15 protein-coding genes and 1 pseudogene are annotated in these 16,328 nt (G+C 71.3%); 11 read left to right on the top strand and 5 right to left on the bottom strand.

The window, feature by feature from the left end:
* Positions 1–38: 38 nt before the first annotated feature.
* A complete protein-coding gene (locus OG406_RS13630) occupies positions 39–701 on the top strand; it encodes a response regulator transcription factor (RefSeq protein ID WP_164371774.1) in 663 nt (220 codons plus the stop codon).
* Positions 702–1,258: 557 nt separating this feature from the next.
* Positions 1,259–2,326 (top strand): annotated as a pseudogene (locus OG406_RS13625) (sensor histidine kinase); the annotation flags it as partial.
* A 133-nt stretch (positions 2,327–2,459) separates the two neighbouring features.
* Here the strand turns inward: OG406_RS13625 and OG406_RS13620 are convergent.
* The 4 genes from OG406_RS13620 to OG406_RS13605 all read right to left on the bottom strand — a co-directional run bounded on the left by OG406_RS13620 (position 2,460) and on the right by OG406_RS13605 (position 5,110).
* Positions 2,460–2,936 carry a MarR family winged helix-turn-helix transcriptional regulator gene (locus OG406_RS13620; RefSeq protein ID WP_081219486.1) on the bottom strand — a complete coding sequence of 159 codons (477 nt, stop codon included), beginning with the start codon at positions 2,934–2,936 and terminating at the stop codon, positions 2,460–2,462.
* A gap of 92 nt (positions 2,937–3,028) precedes the next feature.
* On the bottom strand, positions 3,029–3,829 hold the full coding sequence (locus OG406_RS13615; RefSeq protein WP_329185928.1) for an AIM24 family protein: 801 nt from the start codon (positions 3,827–3,829) through the stop codon (positions 3,029–3,031).
* Complete coding sequence (locus tag OG406_RS13610; RefSeq protein ID WP_164371854.1) at positions 3,826–4,476, bottom strand: AIM24 family protein; 651 nt, start codon at positions 4,474–4,476, stop codon at positions 3,826–3,828. The genes OG406_RS13615 and OG406_RS13610 overlap by 4 nt, the downstream gene beginning before the upstream one ends.
* Before the next feature lies 1 nt (position 4,477).
* Complete coding sequence (locus OG406_RS13605; RefSeq protein ID WP_329190786.1) at positions 4,478–5,110, bottom strand: AIM24 family protein; 633 nt, start codon at positions 5,108–5,110, stop codon at positions 4,478–4,480.
* A gap of 222 nt (positions 5,111–5,332) precedes the next feature.
* On the opposite strand from OG406_RS13605, the gene OG406_RS13600 reads away from it, so the two are divergent.
* The 5 genes from OG406_RS13600 to OG406_RS13580 all read left to right on the top strand — a co-directional run bounded on the left by OG406_RS13600 (position 5,333) and on the right by OG406_RS13580 (position 10,910).
* Positions 5,333–5,677 carry a DUF3817 domain-containing protein gene (locus OG406_RS13600; protein WP_164371771.1) on the top strand — a complete coding sequence of 115 codons (345 nt, stop codon included), beginning with the start codon at positions 5,333–5,335 and terminating at the stop codon, positions 5,675–5,677.
* Complete coding sequence (locus OG406_RS13595; protein ID WP_329185925.1) at positions 5,674–5,967, top strand: MTH1187 family thiamine-binding protein; 294 nt, start codon at positions 5,674–5,676, stop codon at positions 5,965–5,967. Before OG406_RS13600 ends, OG406_RS13595 begins: the two co-directional genes overlap by 4 nt.
* 186 nt (positions 5,968–6,153) lie before the next feature.
* Positions 6,154–7,938, top strand: coding sequence for a glycosyltransferase family 2 protein (locus OG406_RS13590; RefSeq protein WP_329185924.1), 1,785 nt, complete (start codon positions 6,154–6,156; stop codon positions 7,936–7,938).
* Positions 7,939–7,941: 3 nt separating this feature from the next.
* Positions 7,942–9,897 (top strand): kelch motif-containing protein, encoded by a 1,956-nt coding sequence (locus OG406_RS13585; RefSeq protein WP_329185922.1) that lies wholly within the window; start codon positions 7,942–7,944, stop codon positions 9,895–9,897.
* Positions 9,898–9,917: 20 nt separating this feature from the next.
* Positions 9,918–10,910 (top strand): glycoside hydrolase family 6 protein, encoded by a 993-nt coding sequence (locus OG406_RS13580; protein WP_329190784.1) that lies wholly within the window; start codon positions 9,918–9,920, stop codon positions 10,908–10,910.
* A 27-nt stretch (positions 10,911–10,937) separates the two neighbouring features.
* Here OG406_RS13580 and OG406_RS13575 read toward each other — a convergent pair whose 3' ends face one another.
* A complete protein-coding gene (locus OG406_RS13575) occupies positions 10,938–11,921 on the bottom strand; it encodes an ArsR/SmtB family transcription factor (protein WP_266616653.1) in 984 nt (327 codons plus the stop codon).
* Positions 11,922–11,994: 73 nt separating this feature from the next.
* On the opposite strand from OG406_RS13575, the gene OG406_RS13570 reads away from it, so the two are divergent.
* From OG406_RS13570 to OG406_RS13555, 4 genes are all read left to right on the top strand, one after another.
* Positions 11,995–13,368 carry an MFS transporter gene (locus OG406_RS13570; protein ID WP_329185919.1) on the top strand — a complete coding sequence of 458 codons (1,374 nt, stop codon included), beginning with the start codon at positions 11,995–11,997 and terminating at the stop codon, positions 13,366–13,368.
* Between the two features lie 10 nt (positions 13,369–13,378).
* On the top strand, positions 13,379–13,888 hold the full coding sequence (locus OG406_RS13565; RefSeq protein ID WP_081219494.1) for a MarR family winged helix-turn-helix transcriptional regulator: 510 nt from the start codon (positions 13,379–13,381) through the stop codon (positions 13,886–13,888).
* Between the two features lie 112 nt (positions 13,889–14,000).
* A complete protein-coding gene (locus OG406_RS13560) occupies positions 14,001–14,339 on the top strand; it encodes a DUF3817 domain-containing protein (RefSeq protein ID WP_081219495.1) in 339 nt (112 codons plus the stop codon).
* 96 nt (positions 14,340–14,435) lie between these two features.
* The gene (locus OG406_RS13555; RefSeq protein ID WP_267048579.1) at positions 14,436–16,136 is read left to right on the top strand and encodes an acyl-CoA mutase large subunit family protein; all 1,701 of its coding nucleotides are present in this window, start codon (positions 14,436–14,438) and stop codon (positions 16,134–16,136) included.
* The last annotated feature ends 192 nt before the right edge of the window (positions 16,137–16,328 follow it).

The raw sequence follows: 16,328 nt of genomic DNA, 5'->3' as shown, positions 1-16,328 counted from the left end.
TGAAGCCGTCTTCAGCTTCGGTTTGCGACCCTGTCTCCATGCGCCTGTTGATCGTGGAGGACGAGAAGCGGCTCGCCCTGTCGCTGGCCGGGGGCCTGCGGGCCGAGGGCTACGCCGTGGACGTCGTGCACGACGGCCTGGAAGGCCTGCACCTGGCCGCGGGGGGAGGTTACGACCTCGTCGTCCTCGACATCATGCTGCCCGGCATGAACGGCTACCGCGTGTGCGCCGCGCTCCGCGCCGGCGGACACGACGTCCCGATCCTGATGCTCACCGCCAAGGACGGCGAGTACGACGAGGCCGAGGGGCTCGACACCGGCGCCGACGACTACCTGACGAAGCCGTTCTCGTACGTGGTCCTCGTCGCCCGGATCAAGGCGCTGCTGCGCCGCCGCGGACAGGCCGGAGCGTCCCCCGTGCACGTCCTCGGCCCGATCCGCGTCGACACCGCCGCCCGCCGCGTGCTGCGCGACGGGGACGAAGTCGCCCTCACCACCAAGGAGTTCTCGGTCCTCGAACACCTCGTCCTGCGGGCCGGCGAGGTCGTCTCCAAGGCCGACATCCTCGAACACGTCTGGGACTTCGCCTACGACGGCGACCCCAACATCGTCGAGGTGTACGTCAGCGCGCTGCGCCGCAAGCTCGGCGCCGAACTCATCCGGACCGTACGCGGCGCCGGATACCGCCTGGAAGCGCGGTGAGGCGGCTGTTCGGTTCCGTACGGGCCAAGGCGACCCTCGGGGCCACCCTGGTCGTCGCCGTCGTGCTGGTCGTCGCGGGCGCCGCCGTGCTCCTCTCGCTGCGCGCGGACCTCGTCGGCCAGGCGAACGCCCAGGCGGACACGGCGGCCCGCCACGTGGCCTCGCAGCTCGCCGCTGGTATCGCCTACAAGGACCTGGAACTCGGCGACGCCGAGGAACACCCCGTCCAGGTCGCCGACGAGGAGGGACGCCTCGTCGCCGCGAGCGACGACCTGGAGCGCGTCAGCGGCACCGGGGTCACCGCCGTCCGGCCGGTCCCCGCACCCTCCCCGTCCGCCTCCTCGTCCGCCTCCGCCTCCCCGCGCCCCTCTCCCTCGGCGAGCGCGACGGACGACGACGCCGAGGACGACGACAGCGGCGGGGGCGGCGGCCGCGGGCGGGGCCGGGACAGCGGCAGCGGGAACAGCGGCGGCAAGGGCAGTGGCAGGAGCGCCGGAAGCGACGAGGACAGCGACGACAGCGACGACAGCGACAGCGGGAAGGGCAAGGGGAGCGGCGACGACAGCGGCGGGGACGACGACGATCCCGCCGTCGGGCAGATCTCCGAGGACGTGCAGACCAGCCAGGGCACCGCCACCGTCGACGGTGACCCCGCGGACTACCGGTTCGCCGCCGTCGAGGTCACCACACCGCAGGACGTCACCCTCACCGTCTGGGCCGGCGCACCCCTCGCGGCCGAACAGGGCGCCGTCCGCACGGCCCTCACCTCCATGCTGATCGGCCTCCCCCTCCTCCTCGGCACGGTCGCCGCGGTGACCTGGCGGGTGACCCGGCGCGCACTGCGGCCCGTCGAGGGCATCCGCGGCGAGATGGCCGCCATCACCGCCTCCCAGGACCTCGCCCGCCGTGTACCCGTCCCGGACTCGCACGACGAGGTCGCCCGGCTCGCCCGGACCACCAACGAGACGCTGTCCGCGCTGGAGGAGTCGGTGGAACGGCAGCGCCGGTTCGTCGCCGACGCCTCGCACGAACTGCGCAGCCCCATCGCCTCGTTGCGCACCCAGCTGGAAGTGGGCGCCGCCCATCCGGAACTGCTCGACGTGGCGGGCGCGGTCGAGGACACCGTACGGCTGCAGCGGCTCGCCGCGGACCTGCTGCTGCTCGCCCGGCTGGACGCGGGGGAGCAGCCCGCCGACGGACGCTTCGACCTGGGCGCCCTCGCGGCCGAGGAGGCCGAACGCAGGACCGGGATCTCCGTGACGGCCGAGGACGGGGTCCAGGTGCCGGGGTCCCGCGGTCAGGTGGCGCGGGTGCTGGCCAACCTCCTGGACAACGCCCGGCGCCATGCCCGGGACCGGGTCGAGGTGCGGGTGCGGGCCGACGGCCGGTGGGCGGAGCTGAGCGTCGCCGACGACGGTGACGGCGTGCCCGCCGGTCAGCGGGAGCGGGTCTTCGAGCGGTTCGTACGCCTCGACGACGCCCGCAGCCGGGACGACGGCGGCGCCGGCCTCGGCCTCGCGATCGCCCGGGACGTGGCCGTACGGCACGGCGGAACCCTCACCCTCGGCGAGGCGCCCTCCGGCGGAGCGCTGTTCGTGCTCAGGCTGCCGCGCACGGCTCCCTGAGGGCCGGACACCGCGGACCGTCGGGGCCTGCCCGCGGGTTCCTGCGGTGTGCTCGAGGCGTCCCACGGAAAAAGCCGCAGCGCACTCGTGACGAGTGCGCTGCGGCCCTGTTCCCTGCTCCCCGGCGGGAGTACTACGGCTTGCCGCGCTGTCCGCGCAGGTGCTCGGCGATCGGCCGCAGCGACTTGTGCAGGTCCTCCAGCGCCTCGGGCGACAGCAGGTCGATGAAGTGCCTGCGCACCGAGGCGACGTGGTGCGGGGAGACCTTCTTCATGGTCTCCATGCCGTGCTCGGTGAGGACCGCGTACAGCCCCCGCCGGTCGGACTCGCAGTTCTCGCGGCGCACCAGGTCGGCGCTCTCCATCCGCGTGACCTGGTGCGAGAGGCGGCTCTTGGACTGGAGGGTGGCGGACGCCAGGTCACTCATCCGCATACGGTCGCCCTCCGACTCGGAGAGGTTCACCAGAATCTCGTAGTCGTTCATCGTCAGCCCGAACGGCTGAAGATCCCTTTCGAGCTGGTACGTCAACAGCCTGTTGACCTCCAGGTGGGTGCGCCAGGCGCACTGCTCCGCATCGGTCAGCCAGCGCGTGGCCGTCTCGGTCTCCATAAATGAAGTCTACCTAAAATGTTGAAAGGCGAACTAGTAAGGGTGGTGTGACGGTGCGCACGCGTTCGATGTCACACTCCGCAGACTACCGCTCACAGCCCGAAGCGACGCTGGAGGTCTCCTAGCTGTCCGGGAAGGCGCGGTGCCCCGGACTGCTGCCCGTGCTGACCTTGGACCCCGCCCGCACCCGGCACTCCGGCCTGCTGCGGGACCGCCCCCGTCGCCTGCTCCGCCATCAGGATCTCGGTCGACTGGAGCAGCACCGTACCCGCCCCCACGAACTCGAACTGGTGCTCCTCGCCGGACGCCCCGCCGAGGCCCGTCGTCGCACGTAGACCGCCCATCACGCCTGTCATGTACCCATGGTCGTAGTGGTGGCACGGGGAGGGGCAGTCCGCCCATCCGACGAGGGCCTGCGGGTCCACCCGGATCGGGGGTTCCATGAACACCACCGGGCCGTTCGACGCGGCCACGAACTTGCCTGTTCCGATCAGTGTCAGAAAGCCCGGCACGATCGACTGCTTCAGCGCGAGACTTGGCTGAAAAGCGAGCAAGTTGCCAGAGCGAATGGTCAGGTTGCCGTCGTCCAGGTCGTACGAATTCACGTCGAAGGCCCGGTCGGCGAGCAGCATCTTGCCCGAACCCTCCGCCACGACCCAGTCGCTCGCGTGCAGAGGCGAATGGAACGACGTACGCACCAGACGGTCCAGACGGCCGTGCCCGATCCCGTTGAACTCCATCGTCCCGTAGTAGGCGATCATCTTGCCCTTCTGCAGGAACCACTGGCTCCCCTTGAGTTCCACGCAGAAGGTGTAGTTGTTCACGTTGTCGTCGACCGGCAGCGACATCGGATCGTGGATCACCGGGCCGCCCGGGACTCCGTACCCGCTCACAGTTTCTCCTCCGAGGCCTGCACGAACACCGAACCGCTGCCGCTCAGCTCCAGCTGGAACGCCTCACCCGAACCGCGCCCCACCATGTCCCGCCAGCCCAGCGCCGTCGACAGCTTGTTCCGCACGTCCCCGTGATGCGCCACGTACGCCTGCGGATCCACGTGCACCGGACGCTGGGGAGTGATCGGCACCTCGAACACGCCGCCGTGCGCCATCACCGCCACCGCGCCGTGCCCCTTCAACGTCGTCGTGAACAGCCCCTGACCCGTCACCTGGCCCCGGACCATCCCCATCACACCGCCCTGCGAGCCCAGGAACATCGTCCCCTGCTGCAACGCGCCGTCGAACGCCAGCAACCGGTCCGCCTCCACGTACAAGGTGTCCCCGGACAACTCGATCACCTGCACGTGATGACCGCCGTGCCCGAACAGCACCGTGCCCGACCCCTCCACCGTCATCAGCGGAGTCGCCTCGTTCGCCAGGCGGCGGCCGATCATCGACATCACACCGCCCTGGCCACCCTGGACGTTCGGCGTGAACGACACCTCGCCGCGGTACGCCAGCATCGCGCCCCGCTGGCTGAACAGCCGCTGCCCCGGCACGACCGTCGCCTCGACCACCTTCGAGTTCACCTCGCGGAACGGCATCTCACACATCCCCCGCGATCGTGTTCCGCTCACTGGGCTGCACGTACACCAGACCGTCGCCCTCGAAGCGCATCTGGAACGCCTCGCCGCCGCCCTCGCCGAGCAGCGTGCGGAACGTCACACCCGACTGCAGCGACTGCCGCACGGTCCCCTGATGCGCGATGTACGCGCCCGGGTCCACCGTCAGCGGATACTGCGCGCTCACCCGCAGCACCACCGCCGGCCCGTCCGAGGTGATCGCCGCCTGGCCGTGCCCCTCGACCGTCGTCGTGAACAACCCGTTGCCCTGCGACGCGCCCCGCAGACCGGTGAACGTCGTCCCCGTGCGCAGGCCCGCGTCCGTCGCCAGCAGATTGCTCGACTCGACGTACAGCTTGTCGCCCTGAAGCCCCACCAGATTGATCTCCGAGGCGCGGTCCGCGAACCAGCACGTCCCGTGCCCCCTCACCTCCATCACCGTCATCTGCTCGCCGGTCAGGCGGCGGGTGACCATCCCCCGGACCCCCTCACCGCCCCCGCTCAGCTTCTTGAAGGCCATCTGGCCGTCGTACGCGACCATCGAGCCGTTCTTCGCCTTCACGGCGTCCCCGGTCACATCGACGGCCAGCACCTTGCTGCCTTGAAGTCGAAACATCGCCACGAAGCGACGGTAGCCCCAGCGTGCCGCCGCCGACAGAGTCTCCGGGAGGATCCCACCCCCGAGCGGCCCCGGAGGGATCGCCGGACTCCCGTCCGAACACCCACCCGGACCCTCGGACCGGCCGCCCGCCCCCGGATGCCACAATGGGCACGACGCTTGTGCTTGCGTTCACAAAGCAGCGTCACCCGCCAGCGAAACTCCCACCGAAGGTGACCCGTGGACATAAAGACCGCCACCGCACTCCGCCGCCTCCGCCTGGTCTCGGCCCCCGAAGCCGTCTCCTTCCTGCTGCTGCTCGTCTGCTCGGTGCTGAAGCGGACCACGGACTTCAACGCCGTCCCCGTCATGGGCGCGATCCACGGTGTCCTCTTCGTCCTCTACGTGGTCTTCTGGGTGTTCGCCTGGTACCGCGCCCGCTGGAGCGTCGGCGTCGCCGCCCTCTACTTCGTCCTTTCCGTCCTCCCCACCGGCGGCTTCTTCGCCGAGCGCAAGCTCAGGCACGAGGCCGAGAGCGCGGTCATCGCCTCCCGCGCCCGTCAGGAAGGGGTCGTCAACGCATGATCGTCGCCTTCTCCGTGACACCGCTCGGCGTCGGTGAGGACGTCGGGGAGTACGTCGCCGACGCCGTCCGCGTCGTCCGCGAGTCCGGCCTCCCCCACCGCACCGACGCGATGTTCACCTCCGTCGAGGGCGACTGGGACGAGGTCATGGCCGTCGTCAGACGCGCCGTCGCCGTCGTCGAAGAACGCGCGCCGCGCGTCTCCCTCGTCCTCAAGGCCGACATCCGACCCGGCGTCACCGACGGACTCACCAGCAAGGTCGAGACCATCGAACGGCACCTGTCCGCCTGACAGCGCCTCACCTCGGCACCCGAGAACCCCGTTCCCCAGGACCGGGGTTCTCGTACGTCCGCGCCAAAGACCACCCGGCCGCCCGCGCCGCGCACCCCATCGGACGCACCCCGTTCGACACCCGGCCAAAACTCACCTTGTGTGTGGATAACGGCCAGTCAGGCCACCTCGACCACAGGAGGGCGCGTGCGGCCCGAGGGCTACGACTACGACACCTACAGCCGACTCGCCGGACCCCTGACCGACCCCGCCGGCACGGCCCAGCAGGTGCAGTACACCAAGCTCCTGTCACGCGAGCCCCACCGAATACGCGCTCTCCTCCTGATGACCCTCGCGCCGGCCCTCACGGCCGCGCTCCTCGTCTACCTCCTCTGGCCCACCCACTGGGTCGAACGCGAGAACGGGGAGACCTGGCTGGTCGGCCTCGACACGACGATGCTCGTCGCCATCGGCCTCATCGAACTCTTCATGGTGGTCAACGTCGTGAGCATCGCCCACGCCACCCTCGTCGCCCGCGACCCCGTCCCCCTCGTCCCCGAGGAGGGAACCCGGGTGGCCTTCCTCACCACCTACGTTCCCGGCAAGGAACCCCTCGCCACCGTCCGCGCCACCCTCGAAGGCGCCCTGCGCGTCACCCACACGGGACTCCTCCACGTCTGGCTCCTCGACGAGGGCGACGACGACCGGGCCAGGGCCCTCTGCGCCGAACTCGGCGTCCGCCACTTCACCCGCCACGGCATCCCCGAATGGAACCGCCCGCACGGCGCCCACCGGGCCGGCACCAAACACGGCAACTACAACGCCTGGCTCACCCTCCACGGCCACGCCTACGAGTACTTCGCCTCCGTCGACGCCGACCACACCCCACTGCCCGGATTCCTCGACCGGATGATGGGCTACTTCCGCGACCCCGACGTCGCCTTCGTCGTCGGCCCCCAGGTCTACGGAAACTACGAGCACCCCGTCACCAAGGCCGCCGAGTCCCAGCAGTTCCTCTTCCACGCCCTGATCCAGCGCGCGGCCAACCGCTACCGCTCACCCATGTTCGTCGGTACCAACAACGTCGTACGCATCGCGGCCCTCCGCCAGATCGGCGGACTCCAGGACTCCATCACCGAGGACATGGCCACCGGGTTCGAACTGCACCGCCACCGCAACCCCCGGACCGGCCGCCACTGGCGGTCCGTCTACACCCCCGACGTGCTCGCCGTCGGCGAGGGCCCCGCCTCCTGGACCGACTTCTTCACCCAGCAGATGCGCTGGTCCCGCGGCACCTACGACACCCTCTTCAAGCAGTACGGGAAGGCCGTCCTCACGATGCCGGCCGGCCGCCTCTTCTCCTACACGATGATGCTCGTCTACTACCCGATGACCGCCGTCAACTGGCTCCTCGGCGTCATCAGCTGCGTCCTCTTCCTCTGGTTCGGAGCCTCCGGAACCCAGGTCAGCGCCTCCCTGTGGCTCATGCTCTACAGCGACGCCGCCGCCCTCCGGATCGCCCTCTACCTCTGGAACCGGCGTCACAACGTCTCCCCCCACGAACCGGAGGGCTCCGGCGGCCTCGCCGGCATGGCCATGTCCGCGCTCTCCGCCCCCGTCTACCTCAAAGCGCTGGCCGACGCCGTCACCCGCCGCCCCAGCCGCTTCGTCGTCACACCCAAGGGCGGCGACACCAGCCCCGACCGGCTGCGCACCTTCCGCGTCCACCTCGGCTGGGCCGCGCTCCTCGCCGTCTCCCTCGGCGCCTCCGCCGTCCTCGGCCACACCCACGCGGCCATGCGGACCTGGGCCCTCCTCGCCACGGCCCTCTCCCTGGCACCCGTCGCGGTCTGGATCGCCACCCTCCGCGAGGAACGCCGGTCCCGGCGGCAGCCGCGGTCCGCCGCCACCCGCGTCCCGCTGCCCAAGGAACCGGCCCTCGCCGCCCGCACCCCCGCCCCGGCGACCGGCTCCACCCCAGGAGGTACCTAGGCCATGGCCCGCCAGCCCTCGAAGAAGACGCGGAAGCGGCTCCTCGGCATCACCGGGATCGCCGTCCTGGCCGGACTCAACGCCCCCGCCGCCCTCGGCCTCGCCGGTGAGACCTACCACGCCTACACGATCTCCCGGCCCTCCTACCAGGCCACCTACGGCTCCTGGACCCAGATCGACATCCCCCGCGCCTACCGCACGAACGCCATTCACGCCGCGCTGCTCCACACCGGGAAAGTGCTCATCGTCGCCGGCTCCGGCAACGAGCAGAAGAAGTTCGACAAGGGGTCCTTCGACACCGTCCTGTGGGACCCGAAGAACGACACCTTCAAGAAGATCCCCACCCCGGACGACTTCTTCTGCTCCGGCCATGCCCAACTCCCCGACGGACGCATGCTCGTGGCCGGCGGAACCGCCCGCTACGAACAGCTCGACGGCGAGGTCCGGCGGGCCGGCGGCGGCATGCGCGTGAAGAACGAGAACCCCGACAAGGCCGTCGTCCTCAAGAAGGGCACCGTCTTCCGCTCACCCACGGGCGTCACGTACGTCAGCCGGTCCGACGTCACCGTCCCGAGGGCCCGGCGCGACCAGACCGCCACCTACGACCGGGCCGGCGTCATGCAACCGTGGCGGACCACCGTCACCGCCGGCGAGGCGCGCGTCTTCGTCGAAGCCACGGAGAAGGGTCCCCGGGCGGTCACCGACACCGAGGCCCAGTACGAGATCGCCGGCCTGCACGGAGAGGACGCCGCCAACACCTACGGCCTCTCCGAGAAGATCACCCTCGACAAGCAGGACTTCCAAGGCATCAGGGCCGCCTACGAGTTCGACCCCAGGGCCGAGAAGTACATCCCCGTCGACCCGATGGACAAGGCGCGCTGGTACCCCACCCTCGTCGGACTCGACGACGGACGCGTCCTCGCCGTCTCCGGCCTCGACGACGTCGGAACCATCGACCCCGGCGACAACGAGATCTACGACCCCCGCACCAAGAAGTGGACCCCGGGCCCCAAGCGCTACTTCCCCACCTACCCCGCCCTCTTCCTCACCCGGGGCGGCAAACTCTTCTACCCGGCCTCCAACGCCGGATACGGCCCGGCCGGCCAGGGCCGCGACGCCGGCCTCTGGGACCTGCGGACGAACACCTTCGAAAAGGTGCCAGGACTAAGGGACGCCGACGAGACCGAGACCTCCGCCTCGCTCCTGCTGCCGCCCGCGCAGGACCAGAAGGTCATGATCCTCGGCGGAGGAGGCGTCGGGGAATCGAGGAGGTCCACCCCGCGCACCGCCGTCGTCGACCTGAAGAAGGACAACCCCGCCTTCCAGGACGGACCCGACCTCCCGCAGGGCACCCGCTACCTGAACAGCGTGATCATGCCCGACGACACCGTCTTCACCACCAACGGCTCCCAGGACTACCGAGGCCGCAGCGCCAGCAACATCCTCAAGGCCCAGTTCTACGACCCCAAGGCCAACACCTTCCGCGAGGCCGCGTCGCCGACCGTGGGCCGCAACTACCACTCCGAGGCCCTGCTCCTGCCCGACGGCCGCGTCGCCACCTTCGGCTCCGACCCGCTCTTCGACGACCGGCGGAACACCAAACTCGGCCACTTCGAGCAGCGCATGGAGATCTACACCCCGCCCGCGCTGCACCGGAACGGGAAGAACCGGCCGGTACTGGGGGAGGGGCCGGCCGCGCCGGACCGGGACGGGCGGGCGACCTTCGCCACGGACCATCCGGAACGCGTCACCAAGGCCCGCCTGATGCGCCCCAGCGCCGTCACCCACACCACGGACGTCGAGCAGCGGTCCATCGAACTCGGGCTGACGAAGACCACGAACTCCGTGACCGTCGAGGTGCCGAAGGATCCGGCACTGGTCCCGCCGGGGTGGTACATGCTCTTCGTGACGGACGCCCAGGGGACGCCCTCCGAGGCGAAGTGGGTGCGGGTCGGGTGAGCGGCGGTCACCGGACCCGGCTGAACCGCGTCTTCGCGGCCTTCGCGGCCCTCGCGGGGCTCGGCCTCACCGCCGGTTGTTCGCCGGCACCCGGCGGCGACGGGACCGCCGTCGCCGCGACGACGCGGCCGGCCGACACCGGGACCTCCCCCTTCTGGGTCGACCCGGAAGGCCCCGCGGCGGCGCAGGTCCGGCTCTGGCGACGCCAGGGCCGCACCGAGGACGCCGCGCTGCTCCAGCGGATCGCCGGCGAACCCGTCGCCGTGTGGCCCACCGGCGAGGCCGACCCGGGCCCGGCCGTCCGGGCGGCCACCACGGCGGCCGCGCGGCAGGACCGCACGGCGCTGTTCGTGGCCTACAACATCCCCCACCGGGACTGCGGCCGGCACTCGGCGGGCGGTGCGGCGGACGCCGACGCCTATCGGCGGTGGATCGGACAGTTCGCCGACGCCCTCGCCGGCAGCCGGGCCCTGGTCGTCCTCGAACCCGACGCGATCGCCCACCTCGTCGACGGCTGCACACCCGGCGCGTACCGCGACGAACGCACCCAACTGCTCAGCGACGCCGTCGACCGGCTCAAGCGCCAGCCCCGCACCAAGGTCTACGTGGACGCCGGCAACCCGGAGTGGATCCGCGACTCCGGCAGACTCGTCGAACCCCTCGTGCGCGCGGGCGTCGCGAACGCCGACGGTTTCTCGCTGAACGTCGCGAACTTCCAGACGGACGCCGTGAACAGGACGTACGGCGCGGAGCTCTCGGAAAGACTCGGCGGGAAGCACTTCGTCGTCGACACCAGCCGCAACGGCGAGGGTCCTCTCCCGGGTGCCTGGTGCAATCCGCCCGGCCGCGCCCTCGGCACCCGCCCCGCCACGACCACCGGCGAACCGGCCCTGGACGCCTATCTGTGGATCAAAAGGCCCGGTGAATCGGACGGGGAGTGCGAGGGCGGGCCGGCGGCCGGACAGTGGTGGCCGGAGTACGCGTTGGAGCTGGCCCGCGGGTCCGGACACTGACCGGCCGCCCGCTCCTGCTCTGCGCCCTCACCCTCCCCCCGAGGCCAGCGCGGTCCCGAGCGGCGTCCGCTCGTAGAGCACCTGGTGACCGTAGCGGCGCGAGACGAGGAGGCCGGTGTCGCGCAGGGCGGTGAGGTGAGCGGAGACGGAGGACGGGGCGAGGCGCAGCCGGTGGGCGAGGGCCGTGGTGGTGGCGGGTTCGTCGAGAGCGGTGAGGACGGCCGCGCGGCCCCGGCCGAGGAGGCGTACGAGTGCGTCCGAGGTGCTGCCGGTGGGCTCGGCCCAGAGGCCGCCGATGCCGCGGGCGGGGTAGGCGAGGGTGGGCTGCCAGGGCGGTTCGAAGCCGCTGATCACGTCGGGCCAGGAGAAGACGCTGGGCATGAGGACGAGCCCCTGTCCGGCGAGGTGGCGCTCGTGGCGGCCTCCCCCCTCGATGGTGAGGGTGTGGGCGCGCCAGCCGAGCCGGCGGTCGATCTCCGGAAGGAGTCCGCCGAGGCCGACGTGGGCGAGGCGCCGCGAGTGGAAGGCGATGTCGGCCTCCAGCAGGGCGCGCAGGCGGGGCCAGTCGGGCGCGACGAGGGTGTGCCAGGCCTCTTCGAGCAGGTCCGTGAGACGGGTGACGGTGCGGGCGGGGTCGGCGAGGAGGGCGCGGCCGTGCGGGGAGGTGAGGGCGCCGGGGGTGTCGGCGAGGGAGCGCGCGGTTTCCCCGCGGGCGACGGCGGGGTCGGCGGCGCGGACGGCGGCGATCTCCTCGTCGAAGGTGGCGGCGGGGCCGATGGGGGGCGGGCCGAGCCAGTCGGGGGAGTAGCCGCTGCGGGGCATCAGGAGCCAGAGCGGGGTGAGGTCGAGCCCGGCGGCCGCGGTGCGGATGCGGCGCAGCCAGTGCGCGTGATAGCCGTGCCGCGCGGGCCTGTTGAGGGTGCGGACGGCCTCCTGGGTCTCCCAGAGGGGAGAGATCGCGAAGCGGCAGTTGAGGAGGTCGTCCTCCCCGAAGTGCAGGAGTGACGGCACAGGGCGGCTCCGGAAGATTCGGCTGGGACCGAAACTCTACGTCGGCGGCTCCCGCGCGGGCACGCTGCCGCACATGTCCGACACATCGACCCCACCCGCGACGGCGAAGGCACCGGAAGCCGCCGGGGGGCACGCCGCCTCGCCCGCCGCCCCCACCGGATACGGCCCGGTCTTCGCCGTGCGCGAGTTCCGTGCCGTGTTCGCCGCGCACGCGCTCTCGCTGCTGGGTCTTGTGGTCAGCGAGATCGCGCTGTCCGTCCTGGTCTACGACCTGACGAGGTCTCCGCTGCTGAGCGCGCTGACGTTCGCGCTGGGCTTTCTGCCGTATCTCGTCGGCGGGACGCTGCTCGCGGGGGTCGCGGACCGCTTTCCGGCGCGGCGGGTGCTGGTGGTGTGCGACCTGGTGTGCGCCGGGTGCGTGGCGGTGATGGTGGTGCCGGGCGCGCCGATCGCGGTGCTGCTGACGATGCGGGCGGCACTGGCGGTGGTGGCTCCGGTGTTCCAGGGGACCCGGACGGCCACGCTGGCCGATGTCCTCGGTGACGGGGAGCTGTTCGTGCTGGGCCGTTCGCTGCTGCGGATCGTGTCGCAGAGCGCCCTGCTGACCGGGTTCGGCCTCGGTGGTCTGCTGCTGACGGTGGTGTCGCCGCGGCACGCGCTGCTGGTGACGGTCGGTACGTTCCTGGCGTCCGCGGTGTGCCTGCGGTTCGGGACACGGCGCAGGCCGGCGCGGGTGACCGGCGGGCAGGCGCTGGTGCGGGACTCCTTGCGGGGCGCCCGGCTGGTGCTGGCGGACCGTCGGGTGCGGGCCCTGCTCCTGCTGTTCTGGGTGCCGCCGATGTTCGTGGTGGCACCGGAGGCGCTGGCCGCGCCGTACGCGGCGGGGCTGGGGGTGGGGTCGACGGGTCTGGGCCTGCTGATGTGCGCCTTGCCGGTGGGGACGATCGCGGGGGAACTGTTCGCGGGGTCGCGGCTGCGGCCGGCGACGCGGCACCGGATCACGTTGCCGCTGGTGTGTGTGACGTCGCTGCCGTACCTGGGCTACGCGCTGCGGCCGGGGCTCGGCTGGTCGCTGGCGCTGCTGGTCGTCGCGGGCGCGGGGTCCGCGTACACGCTGGGCCTGGACCAGTGGTTCGTGCGGTCGGTGCCGGAGGAGCTGCTCGGGCGGGCGATGACGCTGAACACGGCCGGGCTGATGACGGTCCAGGGGCTGGGGATGGCGCTGTCGGGGGCGGTGGCGCAGTTCGCCGGGGTGCGGGCCACGGTCGTGGGCGCGGGGGTGCTCGGGACGGTGCTGTGCGTGCTGCTGGCGGTGGCGGCGCGGCGTGCCGAGCGAGCGGTGGAACAGGGGACGGGCGGGCCGCCGGAGGGGGCGCGGATCCCGGTCGTCGTGGGGGAGAGGACCGAAACGCGAGACGGGGCTGACCACAATGTGACCGGCCGGTAAGGTCTTTGGCGTGTCGAAGCCGCTCAGTCTTGCCTTTGATCCCATCGCCCGTGCCGACGAGCACTGGCAACAGCGCTGGGGGTCCGTGCCGTCGATGGCCGCGATCACCTCGATCATGCGCGCGCACCAGATCCTGCTGGCCGAGGTGGACGCGGTGGTCAGGCCCTACGGGCTGACGTTCGCGCGGTACGAGGCGCTGGTGCTGCTCACGTTCTCCAAGGCGGGCGAGCTGCCGATGTCGAAGATCGGCGAGCGGCTGATGGTCCATCCGACGTCCGTCACCAACACGGTGGACCGGCTGGTGCGGTCGGGGCTGGTGGACAAGCGGCCGAATCCGAACGACGGACGCGGCACGCTCGCCTCGATCACGGAGAAGGGCCGCGAGGTGTGCGACGCGGCGACGCGTGACCTGATGGGGATGGACTTCGGTCTGGGCGCGTACGACGCGGAGGAGTGCGCGGAGATCTTCGCGATGCTGCGGCCGCTGCGGGTGGCCGCGCACGACTTCAAGGACGAGTAGGGCGGTCCCGGTCCGAGTCCGAGTCCGGGTCCGGGGCGTCGGCGTCGGGTCCTCCGGGGGATGTGCGGGGGCGCGCGAAGATCGCGCAAATGGGGTGGTTACCCTCGTAGCCATGAAGAAGAGCGTGCTGACCCGCTACCGCGTCATGGCCTACGTCACCGGTGTGCTGCTGGTTCTGCTGTGCCTCGGCATGATCGCCAAGTACGGCCTGGGCGTCGACGGTGCCGCCGACTTCACCCGTGTCGTCGCCATCGCGCACGGCTGGCTGTACGTCGTGTACCTGATCTTCGCGTTCGACCTGGGTTCGAAGGCGAAGTGGCCGGTGGGCAAGCAGCTCTGGGTGCTGCTGGCGGGGACGATTCCCACGGCCGCGTTCTTCGTGGAGCGCAGGATCAGTCACGAGCTGGAGTCGCGGGTCGCCGAGGGCGCTCCCGCGGTCGCCAAGGCCTGATCCACCCCTGATCCACACCGGATCGGCACCGCCGTACGGGATCGTACGGCGGTTTGCCATCGACATTTACTAGGACGTCCTAGTAAATTCGAGAGTATGGACGCTGACGCCATCGAGGAAGGCCGCCGACGCTGGCAGGCCCGCTACGACGCCTCGCGCAAGCGCGAGGCCGACTTCACCACGCTCTCCGGCGACGCCGTGGAGCCGGTGTACGGTCCCCGGCCCGGGGACCACTACGAGGGCTTCGAGCGGATCGGATGGCCCGGCGAGTACCCGTACACGCGCGGGCTGTACGCCACCGGCTACCGGGGGCGGACGTGGACGATCCGGCAGTTCGCCGGATTCGGCAACGCCGAGCAGACCAACGAGCGCTACAAGAAGATCCTCGCCAACGGCGGAGGAGGTCTGTCCGTCGCGTTCGACATGCCGACGCTGATGGGCCGCGACTCCGACGACCGCCGCTCGCTCGGTGAGGTCGGGCACTGCGGTGTCGCCATCGACTCGGCCGCCGACATGGAGGTCCTCTTCGGGGACATCCCGCTCGGTGACGTCACGACGTCGATGACGATCAGCGGGCCCGCCGTGCCGGTCTTCTGCATGTACCTCGTCGCCGCGGAGCGCCAGGGCATCGACCCGGCCGTGCTGAACGGCACGCTCCAGACCGACATCTTCAAGGAGTACATCGCGCAGAAGGAGTGGCTCTTCCAGCCCGAGCCGCATCTGCGCCTCATCGGCGACCTGATGGAGCACTGCGCCGAGAAGATCCCCGCCTACAAGCCGCTCTCCGTGTCCGGGTACCACATCCGGGAGGCGGGCGCGACGGCCGCGCAGGAGCTCGCCTACACCCTGGCGGACGGCTTCGGCTATGTGGAGCTGGGACTCTCCCGAGGGCTGGACGTGGACGTCTTCGCCCCCGGACTCTCCTTCTTCTTCGACGCCCACGTCGACTTCTTCGAGGAGATCGCCAAGTTCCGGGCGGCCCGCCGGATCTGGGCCCGCTGGATGCGCGACGTGTACGGCGCGAAGACCGAGAAGGCGCAGTGGCTGCGCTTCCACACGCAGACCGCCGGTGTCTCGCTGACGGCCCAGCAGCCGTACAACAACGTCGTGCGGACGGCCGTCGAGGCGCTCGCCGCGGTCCTCGGCGGCACGAACTCGCTGCACACCAACGCGCTGGACGAGACGCTCGCGCTGCCCTCCGAGCAGGCCGCGGAGATCGCCCTGCGCACGCAGCAGGTGCTCATGGAGGAGACCGGCGTCGCCAATGTCGCCGACCCGCTGGGCGGTTCCTGGTACGTCGAGCAGCTCACCGACCGCATCGAGGCCGACGCCGAGAAGATCTTCGAGCAGATCAGGGAGCGCGGACTGCGCGCGCACCCCGACGGCCGGCACCCCATCGGCCCCATCACCTCGGGCATCCTGCGCGGCATCGAGGACGGCTGGTTCACCGGGGAGATCGCCGAGTCGGCGTTCCAGTACCAGCGGTCGGTGGAGAAGGGCGACAAGCGCGTCGTCGGCGTGAACGTCCTCCACGGCTCCGTCACCGGCGACCTGGAGATCCTGCGGGTCAGCCACGAGGTGGAGCGCGAGCAGGTGCGGGAGCTGGGCGCGCGCAAGCAGAACCGTGACGAGGCTGCCGTGCGCGGCGCGCTGGCCGCCATGCTCGCCGCCGCCCGCGACGGCTCCAACATGATCGCCCCCATGCTGGAGGCGGTCCGCGCCGAGGCGACCCTGGGCGAGATCTGCGGCGTCCTGCGCGACGAGTGGGGGGTGTACACGGAGCCGGCGGGCTTCTAGCGCCCACCACCGCCCGCACGACCGCCCGCGGCCCCGTCCGCCGTACCCGCCCGGTTCCCCGGCCCTCGCCGGGGTGCCGGGCGTCGCTCCGCGAGCGGGGCCCTCGCTCCGCTCGCGGGTGGAGTTCCCGCCGCCGTTCCCGAGCGCCCCGCCGTGAACGGCGCTCAGGCGTACGCCCACGTGCGTCCGCGC

It is taken from the genome of Streptomyces sp. NBC_01428, from assembly GCF_036231965.1.
Taxonomy (GTDB): Bacteria; Actinomycetota; Actinomycetes; order Streptomycetales; family Streptomycetaceae; genus Streptomyces.
This window is presented reverse-complemented; position numbering and strand designations above follow the sequence as displayed.

Coding starts and splice junctions, on each gene's coding strand:
- OG406_RS13605 (WP_329190786.1), bottom strand. CDS start 5,110: ATGTTTCGACTTCAAGGCAGCAAGGTGCTGGCCGTCGATGTGACCGGG.
- OG406_RS13595 (WP_329185925.1), top strand. CDS start 5,674: ATGATCGTCGCCTTCTCCGTGACACCGCTCGGCGTCGGTGAGGACGTC.
- OG406_RS13630 (WP_164371774.1), top strand. CDS start 39: ATGCGCCTGTTGATCGTGGAGGACGAGAAGCGGCTCGCCCTGTCGCTG.
- OG406_RS13620 (WP_081219486.1), bottom strand. CDS start 2,936: ATGGAGACCGAGACGGCCACGCGCTGGCTGACCGATGCGGAGCAGTGC.
- OG406_RS13610 (WP_164371854.1), bottom strand. CDS start 4,476: ATGCCGTTCCGCGAGGTGAACTCGAAGGTGGTCGAGGCGACGGTCGTG.
- OG406_RS13585 (WP_329185922.1), top strand. CDS start 7,942: ATGGCCCGCCAGCCCTCGAAGAAGACGCGGAAGCGGCTCCTCGGCATC.
- OG406_RS13560 (WP_081219495.1), top strand. CDS start 14,001: ATGAAGAAGAGCGTGCTGACCCGCTACCGCGTCATGGCCTACGTCACC.
- OG406_RS13570 (WP_329185919.1), top strand. CDS start 11,995: ATGTCCGACACATCGACCCCACCCGCGACGGCGAAGGCACCGGAAGCC.
- OG406_RS13555 (WP_267048579.1), top strand. CDS start 14,436: ATGGACGCTGACGCCATCGAGGAAGGCCGCCGACGCTGGCAGGCCCGC.